Below are 18,206 nucleotides of genomic sequence, written 5' to 3'. Positions count from 1 at the left end.
CAGGCCGACCAGCGCGGCGAGCACGCCCAGGCTCAGTTCGATCAGGGTGCCCGAGGTGTTGCTGGCATCCAGTTGTTGCTTGAGTGCTTCGGCGCGACTCACCAGCACTTTCTCCGGCACATCGAGCAGCACGCCCCACGACGAGCCGCCGGGAATCGGCTGGAACGGCGACAGCACTTTCAGTTGCGCGTTGCTGTGCAGGCTGCTGACGGTGTGGCTCGAAGCGAGCAGACGCAGCAGCTCGGCGCCGCTGGCGGTGTCCACCGCGTCGAGGCGCTGACTGAGTTTGCCAGCGTCCGGGCTGTAACCGGCGAGCAGGCCGGCGGGGCTGACGATGCTCACGGCGGTCTGGCCGTCGTAGAGCTTTTTGCTGGCGCTCTGGCTGATCGCTTGCAGGCTGTTGAGGTTGATGTCCACCGACAGTGAGGCGATGACTTTGCCGTTGACCATCAGCGGGAACACGATGCTGGTCATCAGCACCTTTTGCCCGTCGATCACATAGAAGTAGGGTTCGATCACGCACGGCTTGAGCGTGGTGCGCGGGCAGGTGAACCAGGCGTTGGCAGCCTGGCCGCTGGGCCCGGTGCTGGTGTCGGCCATGTCGCTTTCCGGCAGGGCCATCGAGGTGACTTTGCCCGGCGTCGGCTGCGACCAGTACAGGGCGAAGCGGCCCTTGTCGTTGCTGCCTAATTCATTTTGCCCGGCGAATAGTTCGTCCTTGCCGTCCAGTGCGTTGGCTTCGAACACCAGCGACAGGCCGAGCAGTTCCGGGTTGGCCTGCAACGCGGATTTCACCTGACGGGTCATGTCTTCGCGCAAGTCGAAGGCATCAAGGAAGCGCTTCTCGGCCTGTTCGCGCAGGAACAGCACCTGACGCGAGAAGCCGTGGCCATATTGATAGGCGTCCATGAACTGCTGGCGAATGCCCGCTGCCTGAACTTCGCCCTGGGATTCGATGCGAGCCTGGGCCGATTCGGTGAGCATTTCCATGCTCGAAGCTTTCACCAGTTCGGAACTGTGCTCCATGCGATACAGCGAAAGACCCACCAACAGGGTCACGATACCGGCCAGGCAGAGGCCGGCGAGCAGGGTGATTTTCCATTGGATGGAAAGTTGTCTGAGCGACATGGAAACGTCCTTATTCGATAAATATCTGAGACTTTGCACTGTAACGGCCGCGTTTCGGCTTTCTTTATGGCGCAAATGCAATATGGCGAATTGACGCATGTTGTGGCGGATATGCCCTGTTCAGCGGTTTGATCATGGAAAGTTACACAGTGTTACGACCAGTCGCTTTGACACTGTGCCCGCGCTGCGGCACAGTGCGCGCCCTTCTAATAAGACCCTCTATGCAAATCCGCTGGCGACCCTCGTGGCTTGCCGGCCGGACTCATCCTGTCTGGCGGTGAATGGCTTTACCGTCGTGTTTTCGAGGTAGTGAAATGAATGCAGTGATTGCTGCGGTCGGCGTCATGCTGATCCTCAGCCTGTCCCGGGTGCATGTGGTGATCGCGTTGATCGTCGGTGCGCTGGTCGGTGGCCTGACCGGTGGTCTGGGCATCGACGCCACGCTCAAGGCTTTCAACAGTGGCCTGGGTGGCGGGGCGACGGTGGCGTTGTCCTACGCGTTGCTCGGCGCTTTCGCCGTGGCGATTGCCAAGTCCGGTCTGGCCCATGCGCTGGCCGACAAGGCCCTGGCGATGGTCGACCGTCAGCATGCGACCGGTGGCGGCAGCGTCAAATGGCTGCTGATCGGTCTGCTGTGGGTGGTGGCGATTGCTTCGCAGAACATCCTGCCGATTCACATTGCGTTCATTCCATTGCTGGTGCCGCCGCTTTTATATGTGCTGACCAAGCTGCAACTGGATCGTCGGCTGATCGCCTGCGTCATGACCTTCGGCCTGATTACGCCGTACATGTTCCTGCCAGTGGGCTTCGGCAATATTTTCCTCAACGAGATCCTGCTGGCCAACGTTGCCCGCAGCGGCGTTGACATCAGCGGCATCAACGTCACCCATGCCATGGGCATTCCGGCGCTGGGCATGCTGGTGGGGCTCGGCATGGCGTTCATCAGCTATCGCAAGAAGCGCGTCTACGACCTGGGGAAAATCGAGCAGGTCGAGCAGGTGGCGGTGCAGTACAACCCGCGAAGCCTGGTGATCGCCGGTGTCGCCATTGCCGCAGCCTTCATTATTCAGTTGCTGCTGGACTCGATGATTATCGGGGCGCTGGCCGGTTTCCTGATCTTCTCGGCGTCGGGCATCGTCAAATGGCGCGAGACGGATGACCTGTTCACCGAAGGCATGAAGATGATGGCGATGATCGGTTTCATCATGATCGCCGCCTCCGGTTTCGCCGAAGTGATGAAGGCCACCGGCGAGGTGCAGACGCTGGTCGAGTCTTCGGCGTCGTGGATCAATCACAGCAAGGGCATCGGTGCCTTGCTGATGCTGCTGGTCGGTCTTCTGGTGACCATGGGCATCGGCTCGTCGTTTTCCACGGTGCCGATCCTGGCGGCGATTTTCGTGCCGCTGTGCGTGCAACTGGGCTTCAGTCCGATTGCCATTGTCTGCATCGTCGGGACGGCCGGCGCGTTGGGCGATGCCGGTTCGCCCGCGTCTGACTCGACCCTGGGCCCGACCTCCGGCCTGAACATCGACGGTCAGCACCATCATATCTGGGACACCGTGGTCCCGACCTTCCTGCACTACAACCTGCCGTTGCTGGCGTTTGGCTGGGTGGCCGCGATGGTCCTGTAACACTACAAATCCCCCTGTGGGAGCCAGCCTGCTGGCGATGACGCCGGATCAGTCAGCACATTGGGCGGCTGATACATCGCTATCGCCAGCAGGCTGGCTCCCACAAGGTGCGGGTTAATCCGCAGCTCAACTTTTGCTTTCGCGTGCCGTTAACGCCTTTAACCACGCCAATAAAACCAAAAGAGTGAGCCCCCATGCGCCTGAGTCTCAAGGCTAAAGTCCTGTCCCTTGCCGTCCTTCCGGTCTTGCTCTTTGCGCTGGTCATCAGCCTGACCACGCTGTTCATCCTTCAGGAGCAGGCGCACAAGGAAGTCGAACAGACCCGCGAACGCCTGCTCGGTGACGCCAAGGCCACGCTGGCCAGCTATGTCGCCGTGGCCATGACCACCATCAAACCGCTTTACGACGCCGCCGCCCCCGGTGACACCGACGCACGGGCGCAAGTCATCAAACTGCTGTCGGGCATCAAGTACGGCAAGGACGGCTACTTCTTCGGCTACGACTCCGAGACCGTGCGCCTGTTCAAGTCCACCGATCCCGAAGGCGTGGGCAAAAGCTTCAAGGACAACCGCGACCCGAACGGCGTCTACGTCAACCGCGACCTGGTGAAAGTGGCGAAGGACGGTACTCATTACCTGCAATACAGCTCGCCGCTGCCAGGCAATGCGCAAGTGTTGGTACCGAAACTCGGCTACACCGAATACCTGGCGAAGTGGGACATGGCGGTTGGTACGTCGGTCAACCTCGACGGCATCGAGGCGCAAGTGGCGCTGGTGCAGGCCCAGGTTCAGGAACGCATGCAAGGCGTGGTGCTGAGCATCGTTGGTGTGGCGGTGGTGGTGCTGCTGGTGATCGCGGCAGCGGGGCTGCTGCTGGCCAACACCATTCTGCGCCCCCTGACCCTGATGAAAGCCAACCTCGATGACATCGCGGCCGGCGAGGGCGACCTGACCCGGCGCCTGAGCATCACCAGCCAGGACGAACTTGGCGAACTGGCCGGCTCGTTCAACCGTTTCGTCGACAAGATCCACGGCCTGGTGCGGCAAATTACCGAGATGACCACACAACTGACCGGGCTGGTGACGCAGGTCTCGGATCAGGCTCACCGTTCCGATCAGGCCATGGAGCGTCAGCGCCATGAGACCGATCAGGTCGCCACGGCGATCAACGAGATGTCCGCTGCCGCCCAGGAAGTCGCCAAGAGCGCACAGAACGCCGCCGTCGCCGCGCAGCAGACCGACGAAGAAGGCCAGACCGCCAAGCGTGTGGTGGCCGGCAGCATCAAGCAGATTCATGCGCTGGTGGACGACATCCGCAGCAGTGGCGTGTCCCTCGATAGTCTGCAGCAGGATGTGTCGTCGATTGTCGGCGTGCTCGGGGTGATCCGCTCGATTGCCGAGCAGACCAACCTGCTGGCGCTCAACGCCGCAATTGAAGCGGCCCGGGCCGGCGAGGCCGGGCGCGGGTTTGCGGTGGTGGCGGACGAGGTGCGGGCGCTGGCGTCGCGCACGCAGATCAGCACTCAGGAAATTCAGGGGATGATTGATCGCTTGCAGGCGGGGACACAGTCGGCGGTGGAAGCGATGCGCCGTTCCAGCGAAGCGGGTGACGGCACGTCAGCCCAGGCCAATCAGGCGGGGGCGTCGCTGGATGCGATGGCGGATCTGATTGCGACCATCAACTCGATGAACGCGCAGATTGCCAGTGCTGCCGAGGAGCAGACGGCGGTGGCGGAAGAGATCAACCGCAGTGTGCATCAGATTGCGGTGGCGGTGGATAACGTGGCGGATGAGACACAGTTGGGGGCGCAGACTTCGCGCAGTCTCGCGGAGTTGGGGCAGCGGCTTGGGAAGTTGGTGGGGCAGTTCCGGATCTGACCCCCAAAGGCCCCCTCACCCTAACCCTCTCCCGGAGGGAGAGGGGACTGACCGCAGTGTCTTGCGTCATACATCGACCTGAAAAATCGTGTCGATTATGGATTCACAGCCGATCGCTCATGTCGGCGTATCTCTCGAATATCCCCCGTTCGGTCCCCTCTCCCTCCGGGAGAGGGTTAGGGTGAGGGTGGGCTTTTGACTTTGGCGATCTCAGGGCCTGTCCCAGTAGGGAACCTCCCCAAAACACTCAACAAAGAAATCAATCACCGTCCGCACCTTCACCGACAGCCGCCGGCTCCCCGGCCACAGCACCGCAATCTGCTGCGGCTCCACACTGTTCGACACCTGATACTCCCCCAGCACCGGCACCAGCGTGCCTTCGCGCACGGCTTCACCAATCAGCCATGACGGAAACATCACCAGCCCCAGGCCTTGTTCGGCGGCCTGGGTCAGGGTGTCGGCGTGGTTGCCAGTGATTGGACCTTTGACCGAATAGGGTGTCCATTCGCCCTGATCCTGCCGGAAGAACCAGCGCTGCTGGCCGGCCGCACCCTTGTAGGCCAGGCACTGGTGGTGGGCGAGGTCAGCGGGCTGCTGTGGCGTACCGAAACGCTCGAGATACGCCGGGCTGGCTGCGACCTGAAAGCGATGTGGCGCGAGGATCCGCGCCTGCATGCTCGAGTCGTGCAACGGGCCAATGCGGAACAGCAGGTCGGCGCCTTCCTGCAGCGGGTCGATGTAGTGGTCGGTTTGCTGGATGTCCAGTTGCAGCTTCGGATAGCGCTCGCACAAGCGGCCCAGCCATGGCGTCAGATGGCGCTGGCCGAACACCACCGGGGCGTTGATCCGCACCAGTCCGGTCGGTTCGCTTTGCTGTTCCTGCAGCGCCTGCTCGGCTTCCTCCAGTTGCACCAGCACCAGCCGCGCGTGGTGGCCGAGCATGCGCCCGGCCTCGGTCGGCGTGACCGCGCGGGTGTGGCGGTAGAGCAATTGCTGGTTCAGCGCCTGCTCCATCAACTGGATCTGCCGGGAAATCGAGGAGGGCGCCACGCCCTCGCGGCGGGCGACTTCGGAAAAACTGCCGTGATCGAGCACCGCCACAAACAGCCTGAGCGCCTTGAATCCCAGTTCGTTAAGCCCGTGCATTGTGTGTCCTGCTGTGCGAGTTGCGCAAAAGTGTTGTCCGGATGCTCCCATTTATCGCACAGCTGCACCAGCCGATAATCCGCGCCATCGTTTACTTGTACGGGTTTTGGTTATGCAGACGTTGGATGAGGTCAGTGTGGCGGCGCCGGTGAGCAAGCCGGGGGTGCGCCTGTTGTTGCTGCCGCTGGTGATTCTGGCCGGCATGGGCTTGTCGGTGGAGGCCGGGTTGCTTGGGCCGTTGGGTGAGCAGGTCGGTCACTTGTGGGCGACCTTGAGCATCTTCGGGGTCGGTTCGGCGATTCTGTTTTTGCTGTTGCTGTTTGCGGGACCACAGAAGGGCCCGGCACTGACCGATCTGCCGCGCTGGCAGTTGATCGGCGGGTTTCTGGGGCCGATGTATGTGGTGGTGCTGACGCTTGCCACACCGCATATCGGGATTGCCATGACGATGATTGCGATTCTGTCGGGGCAGGTTGGCAAGAGTGTGCTGATCGACCATTTCGGCTGGTTCGGGGCTACGCGCAAGAAGGTCAACGGCGAACGCTGGCTGGCGTTGGGGTTGATTGTGGCGGCACTGGTTTTGATTGCGCGGGGTTGATGCGATGAGTCTGGTTATTTTGTTGGCGGTGGTGGTGTTGGCCGGTGCGGTGTTGAGTGTGCAGGCGGCGATCAACGGGCGTCTGGGTGAAACCGTTGGGGTGTTGCGCAGTAGTTTGTTGACGTTCGTGGTGGGGGCGGTTTCTACGGGGTTGTTGATTCTGTTTTTTGAGCCTGCGCAGGCGGTGAGTCTGCTTGAGGTGCCGAAGTGGCAGCTCAGTGGTGCTTTGTTTGGTGTGGTTTACATGATGGTGATGGTGGGGGCGGTGCCTCGGGTGGGGACTGCTGTGGCGACGGTGGCGGTGATTGTCGGGCAGTTGGGGATGGGGATGTTGATTGATAATTTTGGGTGGTTGGGGAATCCCGCTATTGAGTTGTCTTCGAGTCGGGTTTGGGCGATGGTTTGTTTGGGGCTGGCGCTGGTTTTCATGTATCGCAGTAGCGTGCGTCAGGCTGTTTGAACTTGGCGGCCTTTGGGCCGACCAGGCTCTTGTTCGTTTTGCGTGTATATCCGTTTCTTTGGGTGTTGCGGCTGGCGGTTTCGCTCTTACAGCGAGTCACTTTGGCAAACGCCGGAATGCCGGCCCAGCCCAAAGTAACCAAAGGTCTTGGGCCCTGACGTACGGCCCTCGCTGTGGCTCGGGTTCCTTCGCTCCGGGATTGATCCGGGGGCATCGCCTACGGTTTGCTTCGCTGCACCTCCTCTCGATGCATGCGGCTGCGCCGCACGGTCGCTGCGCTCCCACCCCCGGATCAATCCCTCCACTCAGCCTGCCGATGGGCCTTGAGATCAAAAGCTTTACTCGAGCTAACGCTCATCGTGGTGGGTGGTGAGTGGTGGGGGGATGGTTGAAGGGGGAGTGGTGAGTTGTGAGTGGTTTGGTTGTTGGGTGCTTTTCACCTTCTACACTGGTAGCACGGCTTGTTCCTTCAGCCTCAGACAACCACCACCAAAGGAGTCTGTTCCATGGCCGATAGAAAATGCGATTGCCCGGGATGTAGCTGCAAGATCAAGGAAGGTGAGCATTCCTATGTGGCGCACGGCAAGCACTATTGCTGTGAGGCCTGCGCTCATCACCACAAGGGCGGTGAGGAGTGCTCTGGCAAGGGTTGCCATTGCGCGCACCCGAAATAACGCACTGCATGAAAAAGTGGAGCCTAGTCAGGCTCCACTTCCAGTTTCAGGCTGTCGTCGTCCAGGCGTTCGGTGTGGCGGACGTTGCCTTGCAGGCGGCGGCCTTCGACGTTGACGACGATGGTCTTGGCCTTTTCAAGGTCTTCCGGCAAGGGGGCCGGGACGCGCAGGGCGAAGCGGTAGGGATCGTTTTCGACCGGTTCCAGGCCAACCGGGCAGTCGACGCTTTTGGTGATGCGGCCGAAGAGGGTGTCCAGGCCGTAGTCCAGGTGCGCCGGGCTGTTGATGGTTGTCATGTGTGTTCCCCCGAAATAGTCCCCACCTGCGCCAAAGCTTAGCTTGCCGGTCGCCAGGTGACGTTTTCCACGCCGAATTTTTCCGCCATCGGCTTGCTGGTCTTTTGCACTTTCTCCCGGCCGAAACGCGGGATGCGACCCACCCCTGCGTCGCAGCTTGCCCAGTGCCACGCCTCGGTGTTGTCCATTTTGTCCGAGCGGATAATGAACGACTTTGGCGTGCCGTGAAGGGTGTAATCGATGACGTACAGTTTTGCGTTGTTCATAAAGCCCATCTTCCTCCCTGTGGTAATAGAAGGATCGCTGGGCTGCGGGAAAATTCACTCGGATTGTCCGACGGTATCTATCAATGGCGAGCGAGGGGGCGCACTGGTTACCATGGCGCTCTCGTCAATCCCGATGAATGTTCGCCATGGCCCTCGCTGCGCCCCCCGATCTGAGTGATACCGATGTGCCGGTGCAGCCGCTGGCGCGTACGTATCCGCGTGGGTTGTTCATCGAGCCCCATGAGCACGTCTGGGGGCAGTTGCTGTATGCGATGAGCGGGGTGATGTGGGTCGAGACGCCGCACGAGGCGTTGGTGGTGCCGCCGCAGCGGGCGGTGTGGTTGCCGCCGGGCGTACCCCACGGGATTCGCGTGGTGTCGGACTTGCAGATGCGCAATATCTACCTGCGCCCGGCGCTGGCGGCGACGCTGGATGAGACGGTGCAGGTGATCGAGGTCGGTGGGTTGCTGCGCGAGTTGATTGTCGGGCTGGTGGCGCAGGGCGACAGCGGTGATGCCGAGTATTACGAGGCGCTGGTCGGGCTGGCGTTGCTGGAACTGAAACGCGCAAGGCGTTCACAGTTGAAGATTCCGCTGCCGGACGATGCCGACCGGCGGCTGATGAGTCTGTGCCAGGCGGTGATGGCGGCGCCGTCGCTGGATATTCCCTTTGAGCAGCACGCCGAAAACGCCGGGGCCAGTGTGCGTACCCTCGCACGTCTGTTCAAGGAAGGCCTGGGCATGGGCTTCGCCGAGTGGCGGCGTCAGGTGCAATTGGCGACGGCGGTGGCGGAGTTGATTCAGGGCGTGCCGGTCAGCGCGATAGCCCGTGAGCTGGGTTATTCACCGAGCAGTTTCAGCGACATGTTCCGTCGTGAACTGGGCGTGGCGCCTTCGCAGTTCAGTACCGGTCAGCTTCCAGGCTGATTTGGCCGAAATTCAGAAGTCCTTGGCCGGTATCGGTCTTAGCCTTTCCCTAGACTTTGCCCATTCTCTTTATGTGGCGGAGTGATCCCATGAACTACCTGATTTCCCTGGGCATCGGGCTGGGCGTCGGCCTGTTGTATGGCGCGCTGGATTTCCGTTCCCCGGCACCACCGGCCATCGCGCTGGTCGGCCTGTTGGGCATGCTGGCGGGCGAGCAGTTGTGGCCGTTGGGCCGGCAACTGGTCAGCGGCTGGTTGTCCTGAGAATCCCTTTTCATTCGGTGGAGATATCCATGAAAGCACTGCAATTCGATAAGACCGGCGATCTTTCCTCCCTGCGCTTCGTCGAGGTGCCGACGCCGGTGCCGGGCGCCGGCGAGGTGCTGGTGCAGATCAAGGCTGCGGGCCTCAATCCCAGCGACGTGAAGAACGTGCTCGGGCGTTTTCCGTACACCACGCTGCCGCGTATTCCCGGTCGGGACTTTGCCGGGGTGGTGGTCGAAGGTCAGCAGGCGCTGATCGGTCAGGAGGTCTGGGGCACCGGGCGCGAGCTGGGCTTTTTCGCCGATGGCTCCCATGCGCAGTTCGTCAAACTGCCGGCCAACGGCGTGGCGCACAAACCTTCGCATTTGAGTTTCACCCAGGCCGCGAGCCTCGGGGTGCCTTACACCACGGCGTGGGATGCGCTGGAACGCAGTCTGGTCAGCGCTGAAACCCGTTTGCTGGTGATCGGCGGCGGGGCGGTGGCGACGGCGGCACTGGCGCTGGCCAAAGTGCGCGGCGCGCAGTTGCTGGCAGCGGCGCGGCGGCCGGAGCAGGTCAAGGATTTGCAGGCGCAGGGTTATCAGACAATTCAGCTGGATAAACCCGAGGATCTGGGCGCGCAGGTCAACGCGGTGTATCGCGGCGGCGCCGATGTGATTTTCGACACCACCGGCTTCTGGCTGCCGGCCTCGGTCGCGGCGCTGGCGACCTTCGGGCGGATCGCGATCATCGCTGCGCCGGTGGACGGGCATGTTCAACTACCAGCGCTGGCCCTGTATCGCAAGGGCGGCTCCGTGGTCGGCATCAACTCGTTGCTGTACGGCGTTGAAGCCTGCGCGGCGATGCTCGAGCAGTTCGGCCGGTTCTTCGACGAAGACCTGCTGCCGCTGCCGCAAGGGCTTGTCGAAGCGCCGCTGGCCGAAGGGCTGGCGCGGTATGCCGATGTGAATCAGGGCAGTGGCGACAAATTTATTCTTATTCCCTGACGGTCTCTGTTCTTCATGACATCCCAAAACCGTGGGAGCGAGTTCGCTCCCACGGTTTTTTTGGGTCTCAGGATTGCGGGACGCCGTTCTCCCATGCCGACCAGTTTTTGAGGATGTCCTGCACCAGCGGATGACCCGCGCGGTAGAGGTTTTCCAGTGCCGGCACGAATCCGCCCTGATCGGCGTACTTGAGCAGGTTGTCCACTTCGCTGCCGCCCGGCGCCGGGCGGTCGAAGTCGGAGCCGGCGCGCACCACGGCCAGGCGCTGCACGTCCACCAGACCCTCGCGGCTGGCGCGCAGCAAGGCTTCGTAGGTGGAGTTGTCTTCCTGTTGGGTGGTGCAGTATTCGCCCTTGTTATCGGTCAGCAGTTTGGTCCACACCTCGGCGCGTTCGCTCAGGCGCGTGCCGGAGAACCAGGTGTTGCCCGCCAGCGTGTCGCACCGGGTGACCACGGGGGGCTGATTGGCCGGTGCTGCCGGGTATTTCTGGCGCCACGCGGCCGATTCCTTGCTCTCGCTCAGTTCGACCTTGTGGCTCAGGGCGAAGGCCTTGGCCTGCAGTTTCGGGTTGAGTTCGAAGACTTCGGTCTTGTAGTCCAGCGGCGGTTTTTCGTTCGGGCCTTTCGTGTTGATGCCGAGATAACCGGTCGGCCAGTTCGATGGCGCATCGCGCGAATCCAGCTCCCACTGGGTGCCGAACTCCACCAGGTAATGGGCCCAGGCGGCGGTGCCGATAGTCCCGTGTTTGGGGCTGATGCCGGCAATCCCGGCAATCAGGAAGTAGCTTTTGCGCAGGTCGAATTTCGGCGACAGCGCCAGTGCCAGGGTCGAGGCGGCGGCGTTGGTCTGGCCCATGCCGGTGGTCATCAGGCACACCTGCTGCGTGTTGCAGCGAATGGTCGGGTATTCGGCCGACAGGCCCGGCACGCGGATTTCCTGCTTGAGCTCGAGGCGATCGATCCAGTGCTGCGCCTCCGGGGCGAACATGGTGATCAGCACCACTTTCGGTTGAATCGGCGCCTCGCCCGACCAAGCGTTGGAAGAGAGCAGGGCCGCAGCGGCCAGTGATACACGCGTCATTGCTTTCATGATGGCTCCTGGATTCAGAACTGATAACCGATGCCGGCGTAGTAACCCCAGCCATTGGAACGTGCGCGGAAATTGCCGTCGCCAAAATTCAGCTCGCTGCCGTCCTCCCAGTTGCCGCCGTTGTGGAAGTAGCGGCCAACCAGGGTGAAACGCAGGTGGGTGAACGAGTACAGCAACACATTGGTCGCCACCGTGGCATTGGCGGTGCGCGCCGGGTTGTCCTTGTGCAGGTCCGAACCGAAATCGAAGTTGGTGAAGCCGATGTAGGTCAGCGAGGCGCCGTTGCTGAATTTGTCGATCGGCACGATGTACTTCAGCTGCGCGCGGTAGCCGTCCCACGAATATTCGTTGCTGGCACCGTAGTTTTCCCACTGGTAGCGCCCGTACAGGTTGGCCGACAGGTTGACCCGCGAGTGGGTGTCGATGTCGGTACCCAAACCGCTGTACAGCGTGTTGGCGCGGTTTTCCTTGCGGCTGCCGTGGTCGTAGATCCAGTCGAACGCCACGTACCATTCCTTGAACGGCCCGATGGCCAGGCTGCGGCCGGCGAGGTAGTCGATGGAGATGCGCGGTTCGTGCTCCATGAACACCGGCGAGCCGTGATCCCACACGCCTTTGTCGTGGCTGTTGCCGATGTTGAAGATCTTCGGAATGTCGATGTAGCCGTACAGCTCGAACGGACCCTTGCGCCCGAAGTACTCGTATTCCAGGTAAATATCATCGGCCGGTTGCGGGCCGAAGCTGATGTCCTTGCTGCCGATCAGCATCAGGTCCTGGTTGTACCAGTCCGACAGGTACGCGCCTTTTTTCGGCGGGCTGGCCTCGGGGCTGAGGGCTTCGCCCTGGGCGGATTCCTCGGGCAGGGCAGGCTGCGCCAGCGTGGTCTGACTGAGAACTCCGGTAACGCCGGTCAGTAGCAGGGAAACAGCAAAGGTGCGCACACCGCGACGGCGGTGGCAGGAAGAAACGTGCATTCAAAGTCCTTTTTGCGGATCAAGGCCCGGAGCGGCGGGCCTGTACGGGTGTGTTACGAAAGTGGCGGCATTGACGCTTCGCAAACGTTTGCACAAGCCGTACCAATTATCAAAGTTGAAAACTGAAAAAGGTCGCAATGGCTTTGATTTTTGAAAGTGGGGTATCGCTTGGATTCGGATGGGAAACTGTTGCTGAATGTTAGAGATCTGCTTGATTAGTCTGTCGAATCTGCCTACTTTCGCACGCCTCGAAGGACGAAATTGACCACATAGGGAGTTGTTTGTGGAAGCAATGTTTGGTGTTGGCCTCGGATCACGTATTTCCCCCCTTTCTCTTGCTGTTCACCTGAGCGTCGTCGGACTCCTGTTTGGCGGTTTCAGCGCACCGGCGTTCGCCAGTTGCGCAACCGTCGGCTCGTCCGTGACGTGCACCGGTGTGCCGACCTTGCCGCTGCTCCTCAACACCTACGCCAGTGCTGCCAACGGTCTGACGGTAAATGTCGATGCTGGCGCAGCGATGAATGCCGTTCCGGGAGGCTCCGCGATAGCCCTGACGGGAAGCAACGTCACGCTCAACAACTCCGGCACCATCGACCCGGCGTACACCGGCCCCATGTCGCAATTGAGCGGTGCTCTGTTGCTGGGGGCGAGTGGCGCGCCAGGGGTGATCAACGTGCTCAACAATGCCGGCGGTATCCTCCGTGGCACCGGCATGGTGCAGGGGCCGAACCTGACTGATCTCGGTGGCCTGGCGATCAATGTCGTCAACCCGGCGGGCGGCGTCACCCGAATTATCAATAACGGCACCATTACCTCAACCGGAGTCCAGCCCGGCATTCCTCTGGCCGATACTCCCGTGGTCGCGGTACACGGTGGTGGTTCCCAGGTGAACATGGTCAACGGCGCCACAGGCCAGATTACCGGGCGGGTGGCGTTCGAATCGTCGGCGGGTGGCAACGCATTCACCAACGCCGGCAGCATCAATGGCAGTGTTTCGCTGGGTGCGAACAGTCACAACACCTTCACTGCGGTGACCGGCTCCAGCGTTGGAATCGGTGATGGCGTGCAGAGTGGTGCCGGGCTCGGCGGTATGGCAGGCGTCAATCTGACCTTTGCCCCCACCGGGCAGATCGACGGCGGCGCAGGTGGCACCAACAACCTGATTCTGCAGAACACGGCCGGTGTCGGCGGCGGCACCAGCGGTGTCGGCACGGCATCGAGCGCCACCTACGTCAACTTCGACAACCTGACCGTCAACAGCGGCAACTGGACCTTGGAGGGGGCATTGGTCAGCGGCAGCACCACCCTCAATGGCGGTATTGCCCGGTTCAATGACAACGCCACGTTCGGTAACGGTGTCCTGACTTCCAACGGCGGAACTATCGAGGCCGGCAATGCCGGGTTGACACTGACCAACGAGATCAGCCTCGGGGCCGACGGCCTGACCGTGCAGGGCAGCAACGACATAATCTTGAGCGGGATGATATCCGGCAGCGGCGGTCTGACCAAGACCGGCTCTGGCAATCTGACGCTCGGGGCTCTGTACAACATCTTCAAAGGTCCTTTGAATATCGTTTCCGGCAACGTCTACACGCATGACGGCGGCGCGGTCGGCAGCTATCCCGTCGTCAACCTCAGTGCCGGCACCAATCTCTACGTTGAACGCAATCTCTCTCTCGGCGGGCTGAATGGCGCCGGTAACGTGTACGTGTCGGGCTACGGCAGCCTTTACGTGGGCAATGACGTCAGCAATACCTTCGACGGCGAGATCCATACGTCTCGCTTGATCAAAGATGGCACCGGTACCCTGACGCTCACCGGTAACAACGACTTTCATAATGGTTCAAGCATTGTCGATGGCGGTACCTTGAACGTCGGCGGATTGCTGAACAGCTCGGTTGACGTCAAAAGCGGCGCCACCCTGACCGGCAGTGGTTCGATTCAGCAACAGGTGCACATCGACGACGGCGGACACCTGGCATTGTCCTCAGGCACCACGATGTCCGTAGGCCGACTGATCCTCGATTCCGACAGTAATGTCGATGTGCGCCTTGCAACTCCATCGAGCACGCCGGTGTTGAACATCGGCGGCAACCTGACCCTCGACGGCAACCTCAATGTCAGAGACGCCGGTGGTTTCGGCGTCGGTGTCTATCGCTTGTTCAACTACACCGGCACGCTGACCGACAATGGCCTGACCGTGACCGACGTACCCTTGGGTTACCGTCTCGGCGACATGGTGGTGCAGGCGCTGAGTAACCAGATCAATCTGGTGGTCGCGGCACCGAACAGCAACCTGCGCTTCTGGGACGGCAGCCAGACCATCGCCAATGGAACGGTGGACGGTGGCAGTGGCACGTGGAGCGCCGGCGGCACGAACTGGACCCGTTCCAACGGCACGCTCAATCAGTCCTGGGGTGACGACTTCGGCATCTTTCAGGGCGCGGCCGGCACGGTGTCCGTCAATGGCACACAACGGTTCGCCGGTCTGCAATTTCTCACCGATGGCTACAACCTGGTGAACGGCACAGCGGGGCAACTGACCGCTGTCAACGGCTTCAGTGGCACTACGGTGATGCGGGTCGATCCGGGGGTGACCGCAACGATTGGTGTGAACATCAACGGCAGTGGCATTCTCAATAAAGTCGACAGCGGTACGCTGGTACTCAACGGCGACAACAGTTATTCCGGTGGAACCCGACTGGATGGCGGCACGCTGGTGGTCGGCAGCAACACGGCGCTGGGCAGCGGCGCACTGGTCGCCAATGCGGACACGCAACTGGAGAGCAACAAGGCCGTCGCGCTGGACAACGCGATCACTCTCAACAGCAACCTCACAGTGGGCGGCAATCACGACCTTGCGCTCAACGGCGTTATCAGTGGCACAGGCGGGCTGACCAAGAATGGCGCCTCCGTCCTGACGCTCGCCGGCAATAACAACTTCCTTGGGCCGGTGACGTTGAATGCTGGTGGCCTGCTTCTGGCCTCGAACACGGCGCTGGGTTCCGGCGCCCTGAAAGTGGCGAATGACGCTACGCTGGAAACGACGGGTGGCTTGAATATCGGCAATACGATGTACCTCACAGGCGACCTGCACCTGCTTGGCAATAACGATCTGACGTTGAGCGGTATGATCCTTGGCGAGGGTGGCCTGATCAAGGACGGTACAGGCAACCTGACGTTGATCGGAAGTAACAGCTCCTTCCGTGGAACGGTGTTGAATGGCGGGACACTGACTCTGCAAGACTATCGCTCTACGGGCCCAGGGCCTATCGTTGTCAACGGCGCATCGGTTCTCACCGCTATTGATCGGGTCGAGCTTACCAACCGCCTGGTGCTCAACGCTGACCTGACGCTCCCCGGCGACGTACCGACATTTCTGCGCGACGTCAGCGGCAGCGGTCGGCTGATCAAAAACGGTTCGTCCAGACTGAGCATCGTTGAGGCTAGAAACTGGACCGGTGGCCTCACGTTGAATGGCGGCTCGCTGAGCGCATTTTCCGGTGCTTTGGGCACTGGCAAGCTGATCGTAGGCGGTGATTCGAGTCTTGAATCGGGTAATCCGACGACTTTTGACAACGACATCGACCTCAACGCCAACCTGACGGTGACTCGCAGTCAATATCTGACCTACGGTATGGTCTTCAACGGAGTGATTGCCGGCACCGGCACGTTGACCCATCTGAGCAAAGTTGATCTGAAACTGACGGGCGCCAACACGTTCAGTGGTCTCCTGGATTTCCGGGCCGGCAGCCTGACAACCGTCGGCGACTCGGCACTGGGCAACGGCGCCAGTCTCAACCTTGAAGCGCCTGCGACGCTCAATCTGGGTGGCTCGGCGAATCTGGCCAGACTGACCGGCTCCGGCACTGCATTGATCGGCGCTGGCCACACCTTGAGCATCGGCAGCAACGACGCCAGCAGCGCCTTCAACGGTCGCCTCGGCGGAGCCGGTGCGCTGGCCAAACGCGGTACCGGGACCTTCCTGTTGACCGGCGATCAGCCGTTCAACGGCGCGGTCTCGGTGGATCAAGGCATGCTGCAGGTCGGCAGCCGCGCGGCGCGGGGCTCCCTGGGCGGGCAGGTGAGCGTGGCCAATGGCGCAATCTTGAGCGGTAACGGCAGTGTCGGTTCGGTGGTCAACCACGGTGTGCTGGTTTCGGGTGCCGAGGCCGGCACCCTGAGCGTGGCCGGCAACCTGACCAACGCCGCCGACGGCGTGTTGGCCCTGACCGTCAGTTCTCCGACCGCTACACCTCTGGCCGTTGGTGGTACAGCGGCGCTGGGTGGAAGCCTGCAAGTGAACAGCCTGACGCCGTTCACCGGCAACACGGTGTATTCGCTGATCACTGCCGGCGGTGGAGTGACTGGCACCTTTAGCGCGGCCGATCTGCCGCAGTACACGTTCCTCAATACAGCGCTGGTGTATGACGCCAACGCAGTGAATCTGGTGGTCAGCCGTAACGACACCTCGTTCGCGGACGCTGCGACTACCGGGAACCAGCGCAACACCGCCTCGGCGTTGACGCGCAATGGCCCGGCGGGCGCGGCGTTGCAGAACGAAATCGCCAACCTCAACGTGGCAGGTGCTCGGCAGGCCTTCGACAATCTGTCCGGGGAGATCCATGCGAGCACCGCCAGTGCGGTTCTCGAGGATTCGCGTTTCCTGCGTGAAGCGGTCAATGACCGTATGCGCCAGCCAACCTGCAGCGCTGCGGATGATCCACGCCGCACGCTGGCCCCGAGCGATACCCAATTGAGCAGCAACGGCTGTCACGGTGAAATGGTCGGCTGGGCCCGTGCCATTGGCGCATGGGGCGATATGGGCGGCGACAGCAACACGGCCAGTGTCGATCGTAGCCTCAGCGGTTTCATGCTCGGCACCGACAAGCAACTGGACGAGCAATGGCGCGCCGGTATGGCGGCCGGCTACACCCGCAGCAATCTCAATGCCCATGATCGAAACTCCGATGCCAAGGTCGACAGCTACCACCTGGCGACTTACCTGAATTCGCAGTTCGATGCCCTGGCAGTGCGACTTGGCGCCGCCTACAGCTGGCACCGTCTCGACACCAAACGTGAAGTCAACGTCGGCAGTTACAATGACCGCTTGAAGGCTCGCTACGATGCCCGCAGTGCCCAGGTGTTCGGTGAAGTGGGTTACGCCATCAATGCGGCAGGTGTGGCCATCGAACCGTTCGCCGGTCTGGCTTACGTCAACTACGACAGCGACACCGCCAGGGAAAAAGGTGGAATGGGACGGCTGAAGGGCGATGCCGATCAGGACATCACCTATTCGACCCTCGGTGTGCGTATCGGCAAGTTGGTGACACTGGCCAACGGCAGTCAACTGACCCCGCGAGCGGCCATCGGCTGGCGGCATGCCTATGGCGATACCCAGCCTGATGCCGACCTGACCTTCATCGACGGCGGCGCTTCGTTCAGCACCCAGGGCGCGCCGATTGCCAGAGACAGCGCGCTGCTCGAGGCCGGTGTGGACTTCCAGATCACCCCGACCGGCAAACTCGGCATTGGCTACTCGGGCCAGGTGTCCAGCGACAGCCACGACAGCGCGATGAGCATCAGCTTCAGCCAAAGCTTCTGATCGTTGTCGAAGCACTCAGACCGCCCGCCAGGGCGGTTTTTTGTTTCCGGGGTCAGAACGCGAAAGCGTTGAAGATCCCTGTGTCTGGCGCCTGAAAAAGCCCCCAACCCCCTGCTCAGAACGGCTGGAAGTATCCACGCAGGGCCTTATCGCACAAAAGTATTAACACTATTTAACCGGTGCCCCATCGCAGGGCATCAACTAGCGTGTGTCTGGAATAGACGGTTTATCTGATGACCGTCATACGCTTGATACGTGTGCGGTATCTCGCCGCCGTTGCACGCCT

At 61.4% G+C, this 18,206-nt stretch carries 14 protein-coding genes and 1 pseudogene; 10 read left to right on the top strand and 5 right to left on the bottom strand.

Going from position 1 to position 18,206, the window contains the following annotated elements; genetic code table 11:
- Positions 1 to 1,442: 1,442 nt before the first annotated feature.
- The 3 genes and pseudogenes from ACSPX5_RS13790 (at position 1,443) to ACSPX5_RS13780 (ending at position 4,636) form a co-directional block, all read left to right on the top strand.
- Positions 1,443 to 2,759 (top strand): Na+/H+ antiporter family protein, encoded by a 1,317-nt coding sequence (locus tag ACSPX5_RS13790; protein ID WP_439821923.1) that lies wholly within the window; start codon positions 1,443 to 1,445, stop codon positions 2,757 to 2,759.
- A 194-nt stretch (positions 2,760 to 2,953) separates the two neighbouring features.
- A pseudogene (locus tag ACSPX5_RS13785) lies at positions 2,954 to 3,730 on the top strand (cache domain-containing protein); the annotation flags it as partial.
- An 84-nt stretch (positions 3,731 to 3,814) separates the two neighbouring features.
- Positions 3,815 to 4,636, top strand: coding sequence for a methyl-accepting chemotaxis protein (locus tag ACSPX5_RS13780; RefSeq protein ID WP_423815209.1), 822 nt, complete (start codon positions 3,815 to 3,817; stop codon positions 4,634 to 4,636).
- 210 nt (positions 4,637 to 4,846) lie between these two features.
- Here the strand turns inward: ACSPX5_RS13780 and ACSPX5_RS13775 are convergent, their stop codons facing one another.
- Positions 4,847 to 5,782, bottom strand: coding sequence for a LysR family transcriptional regulator (locus tag ACSPX5_RS13775; RefSeq protein WP_169431084.1), 936 nt, complete (start codon positions 5,780 to 5,782; stop codon positions 4,847 to 4,849).
- Between the two features lie 112 nt (positions 5,783 to 5,894).
- Between ACSPX5_RS13775 and ACSPX5_RS13770 the strand changes: the two genes are divergently transcribed.
- The 3 genes from ACSPX5_RS13770 (at position 5,895) to ACSPX5_RS13760 (ending at position 7,514) form a co-directional block, all read left to right on the top strand.
- Positions 5,895 to 6,380 carry a DMT family transporter gene (locus ACSPX5_RS13770; RefSeq protein WP_439821922.1) on the top strand — a complete coding sequence of 162 codons (486 nt, stop codon included), beginning with the start codon at positions 5,895 to 5,897 and terminating at the stop codon, positions 6,378 to 6,380.
- Positions 6,381 to 6,384: 4 nt separating this feature from the next.
- Positions 6,385 to 6,840: a DMT family transporter gene (locus tag ACSPX5_RS13765; RefSeq protein ID WP_169431082.1), complete on the top strand. Its 456-nt coding sequence runs from the start codon at positions 6,385 to 6,387 to the stop codon at positions 6,838 to 6,840.
- A 506-nt stretch (positions 6,841 to 7,346) separates the two neighbouring features.
- A complete protein-coding gene (locus ACSPX5_RS13760) occupies positions 7,347 to 7,514 on the top strand; it encodes a metallothionein (RefSeq protein ID WP_085686659.1) in 168 nt (55 codons plus the stop codon).
- Between the two features lie 23 nt (positions 7,515 to 7,537).
- Here ACSPX5_RS13760 and ACSPX5_RS13755 read toward each other — a convergent pair whose 3' ends face one another.
- Both ACSPX5_RS13755 and ACSPX5_RS13750 read right to left on the bottom strand, forming a co-directional pair.
- Positions 7,538 to 7,810 carry a hypothetical protein gene (locus ACSPX5_RS13755; RefSeq protein ID WP_085745874.1) on the bottom strand — a complete coding sequence of 91 codons (273 nt, stop codon included), beginning with the start codon at positions 7,808 to 7,810 and terminating at the stop codon, positions 7,538 to 7,540.
- 38 nt (positions 7,811 to 7,848) lie between these two features.
- Positions 7,849 to 8,076 (bottom strand): DUF6555 family protein, encoded by a 228-nt coding sequence (locus ACSPX5_RS13750; RefSeq protein WP_064597962.1) that lies wholly within the window; start codon positions 8,074 to 8,076, stop codon positions 7,849 to 7,851.
- 146 nt (positions 8,077 to 8,222) lie between these two features.
- On the opposite strand from ACSPX5_RS13750, the gene ACSPX5_RS13745 reads away from it, so the two are divergent.
- From ACSPX5_RS13745 to ACSPX5_RS13735, 3 genes are all read left to right on the top strand, one after another.
- Positions 8,223 to 9,002 (top strand): AraC family transcriptional regulator, encoded by a 780-nt coding sequence (locus tag ACSPX5_RS13745; RefSeq protein ID WP_439821921.1) that lies wholly within the window; start codon positions 8,223 to 8,225, stop codon positions 9,000 to 9,002.
- An 89-nt stretch (positions 9,003 to 9,091) separates the two neighbouring features.
- Positions 9,092 to 9,265 (top strand): DUF1427 family protein, encoded by a 174-nt coding sequence (locus ACSPX5_RS13740; protein WP_085712525.1) that lies wholly within the window; start codon positions 9,092 to 9,094, stop codon positions 9,263 to 9,265.
- Positions 9,266 to 9,294: 29 nt separating this feature from the next.
- Positions 9,295 to 10,251, top strand: a complete 957-nt coding sequence (locus ACSPX5_RS13735; protein WP_439821920.1) for a quinone oxidoreductase family protein — start codon at positions 9,295 to 9,297, stop codon at positions 10,249 to 10,251.
- Positions 10,252 to 10,318: 67 nt separating this feature from the next.
- Here the strand turns inward: ACSPX5_RS13735 and ACSPX5_RS13730 are convergent, their stop codons facing one another.
- Both ACSPX5_RS13730 and ACSPX5_RS13725 read right to left on the bottom strand, forming a co-directional pair.
- The gene (locus ACSPX5_RS13730) at positions 10,319 to 11,341 is read right to left on the bottom strand and encodes a purine-nucleoside phosphorylase (RefSeq protein WP_323161990.1); all 1,023 of its coding nucleotides are present in this window, start codon (positions 11,339 to 11,341) and stop codon (positions 10,319 to 10,321) included.
- Positions 11,342 to 11,355: 14 nt separating this feature from the next.
- Entirely contained in the window at positions 11,356 to 12,315 is a 960-nt protein-coding gene (locus ACSPX5_RS13725) for a nucleoside-specific channel-forming protein Tsx (protein ID WP_169431077.1), read from the bottom strand.
- Positions 12,316 to 12,607: 292 nt separating this feature from the next.
- Between ACSPX5_RS13725 and ACSPX5_RS13720 the strand changes: the two genes are divergently transcribed.
- Positions 12,608 to 17,920, top strand: a complete 5,313-nt coding sequence (locus ACSPX5_RS13720; protein WP_439822031.1) for an autotransporter domain-containing protein — start codon at positions 12,608 to 12,610, stop codon at positions 17,918 to 17,920.
- The last annotated feature ends 286 nt before the right edge of the window (positions 17,921 to 18,206 follow it).

The organism is Pseudomonas sp. HLG18, assembly GCF_051903985.1.
Taxonomy (GTDB): domain Bacteria; phylum Pseudomonadota; class Gammaproteobacteria; order Pseudomonadales; family Pseudomonadaceae; genus Aquipseudomonas; species Aquipseudomonas fluorescens_BT.
This window is presented reverse-complemented; position numbering and strand designations above follow the sequence as displayed.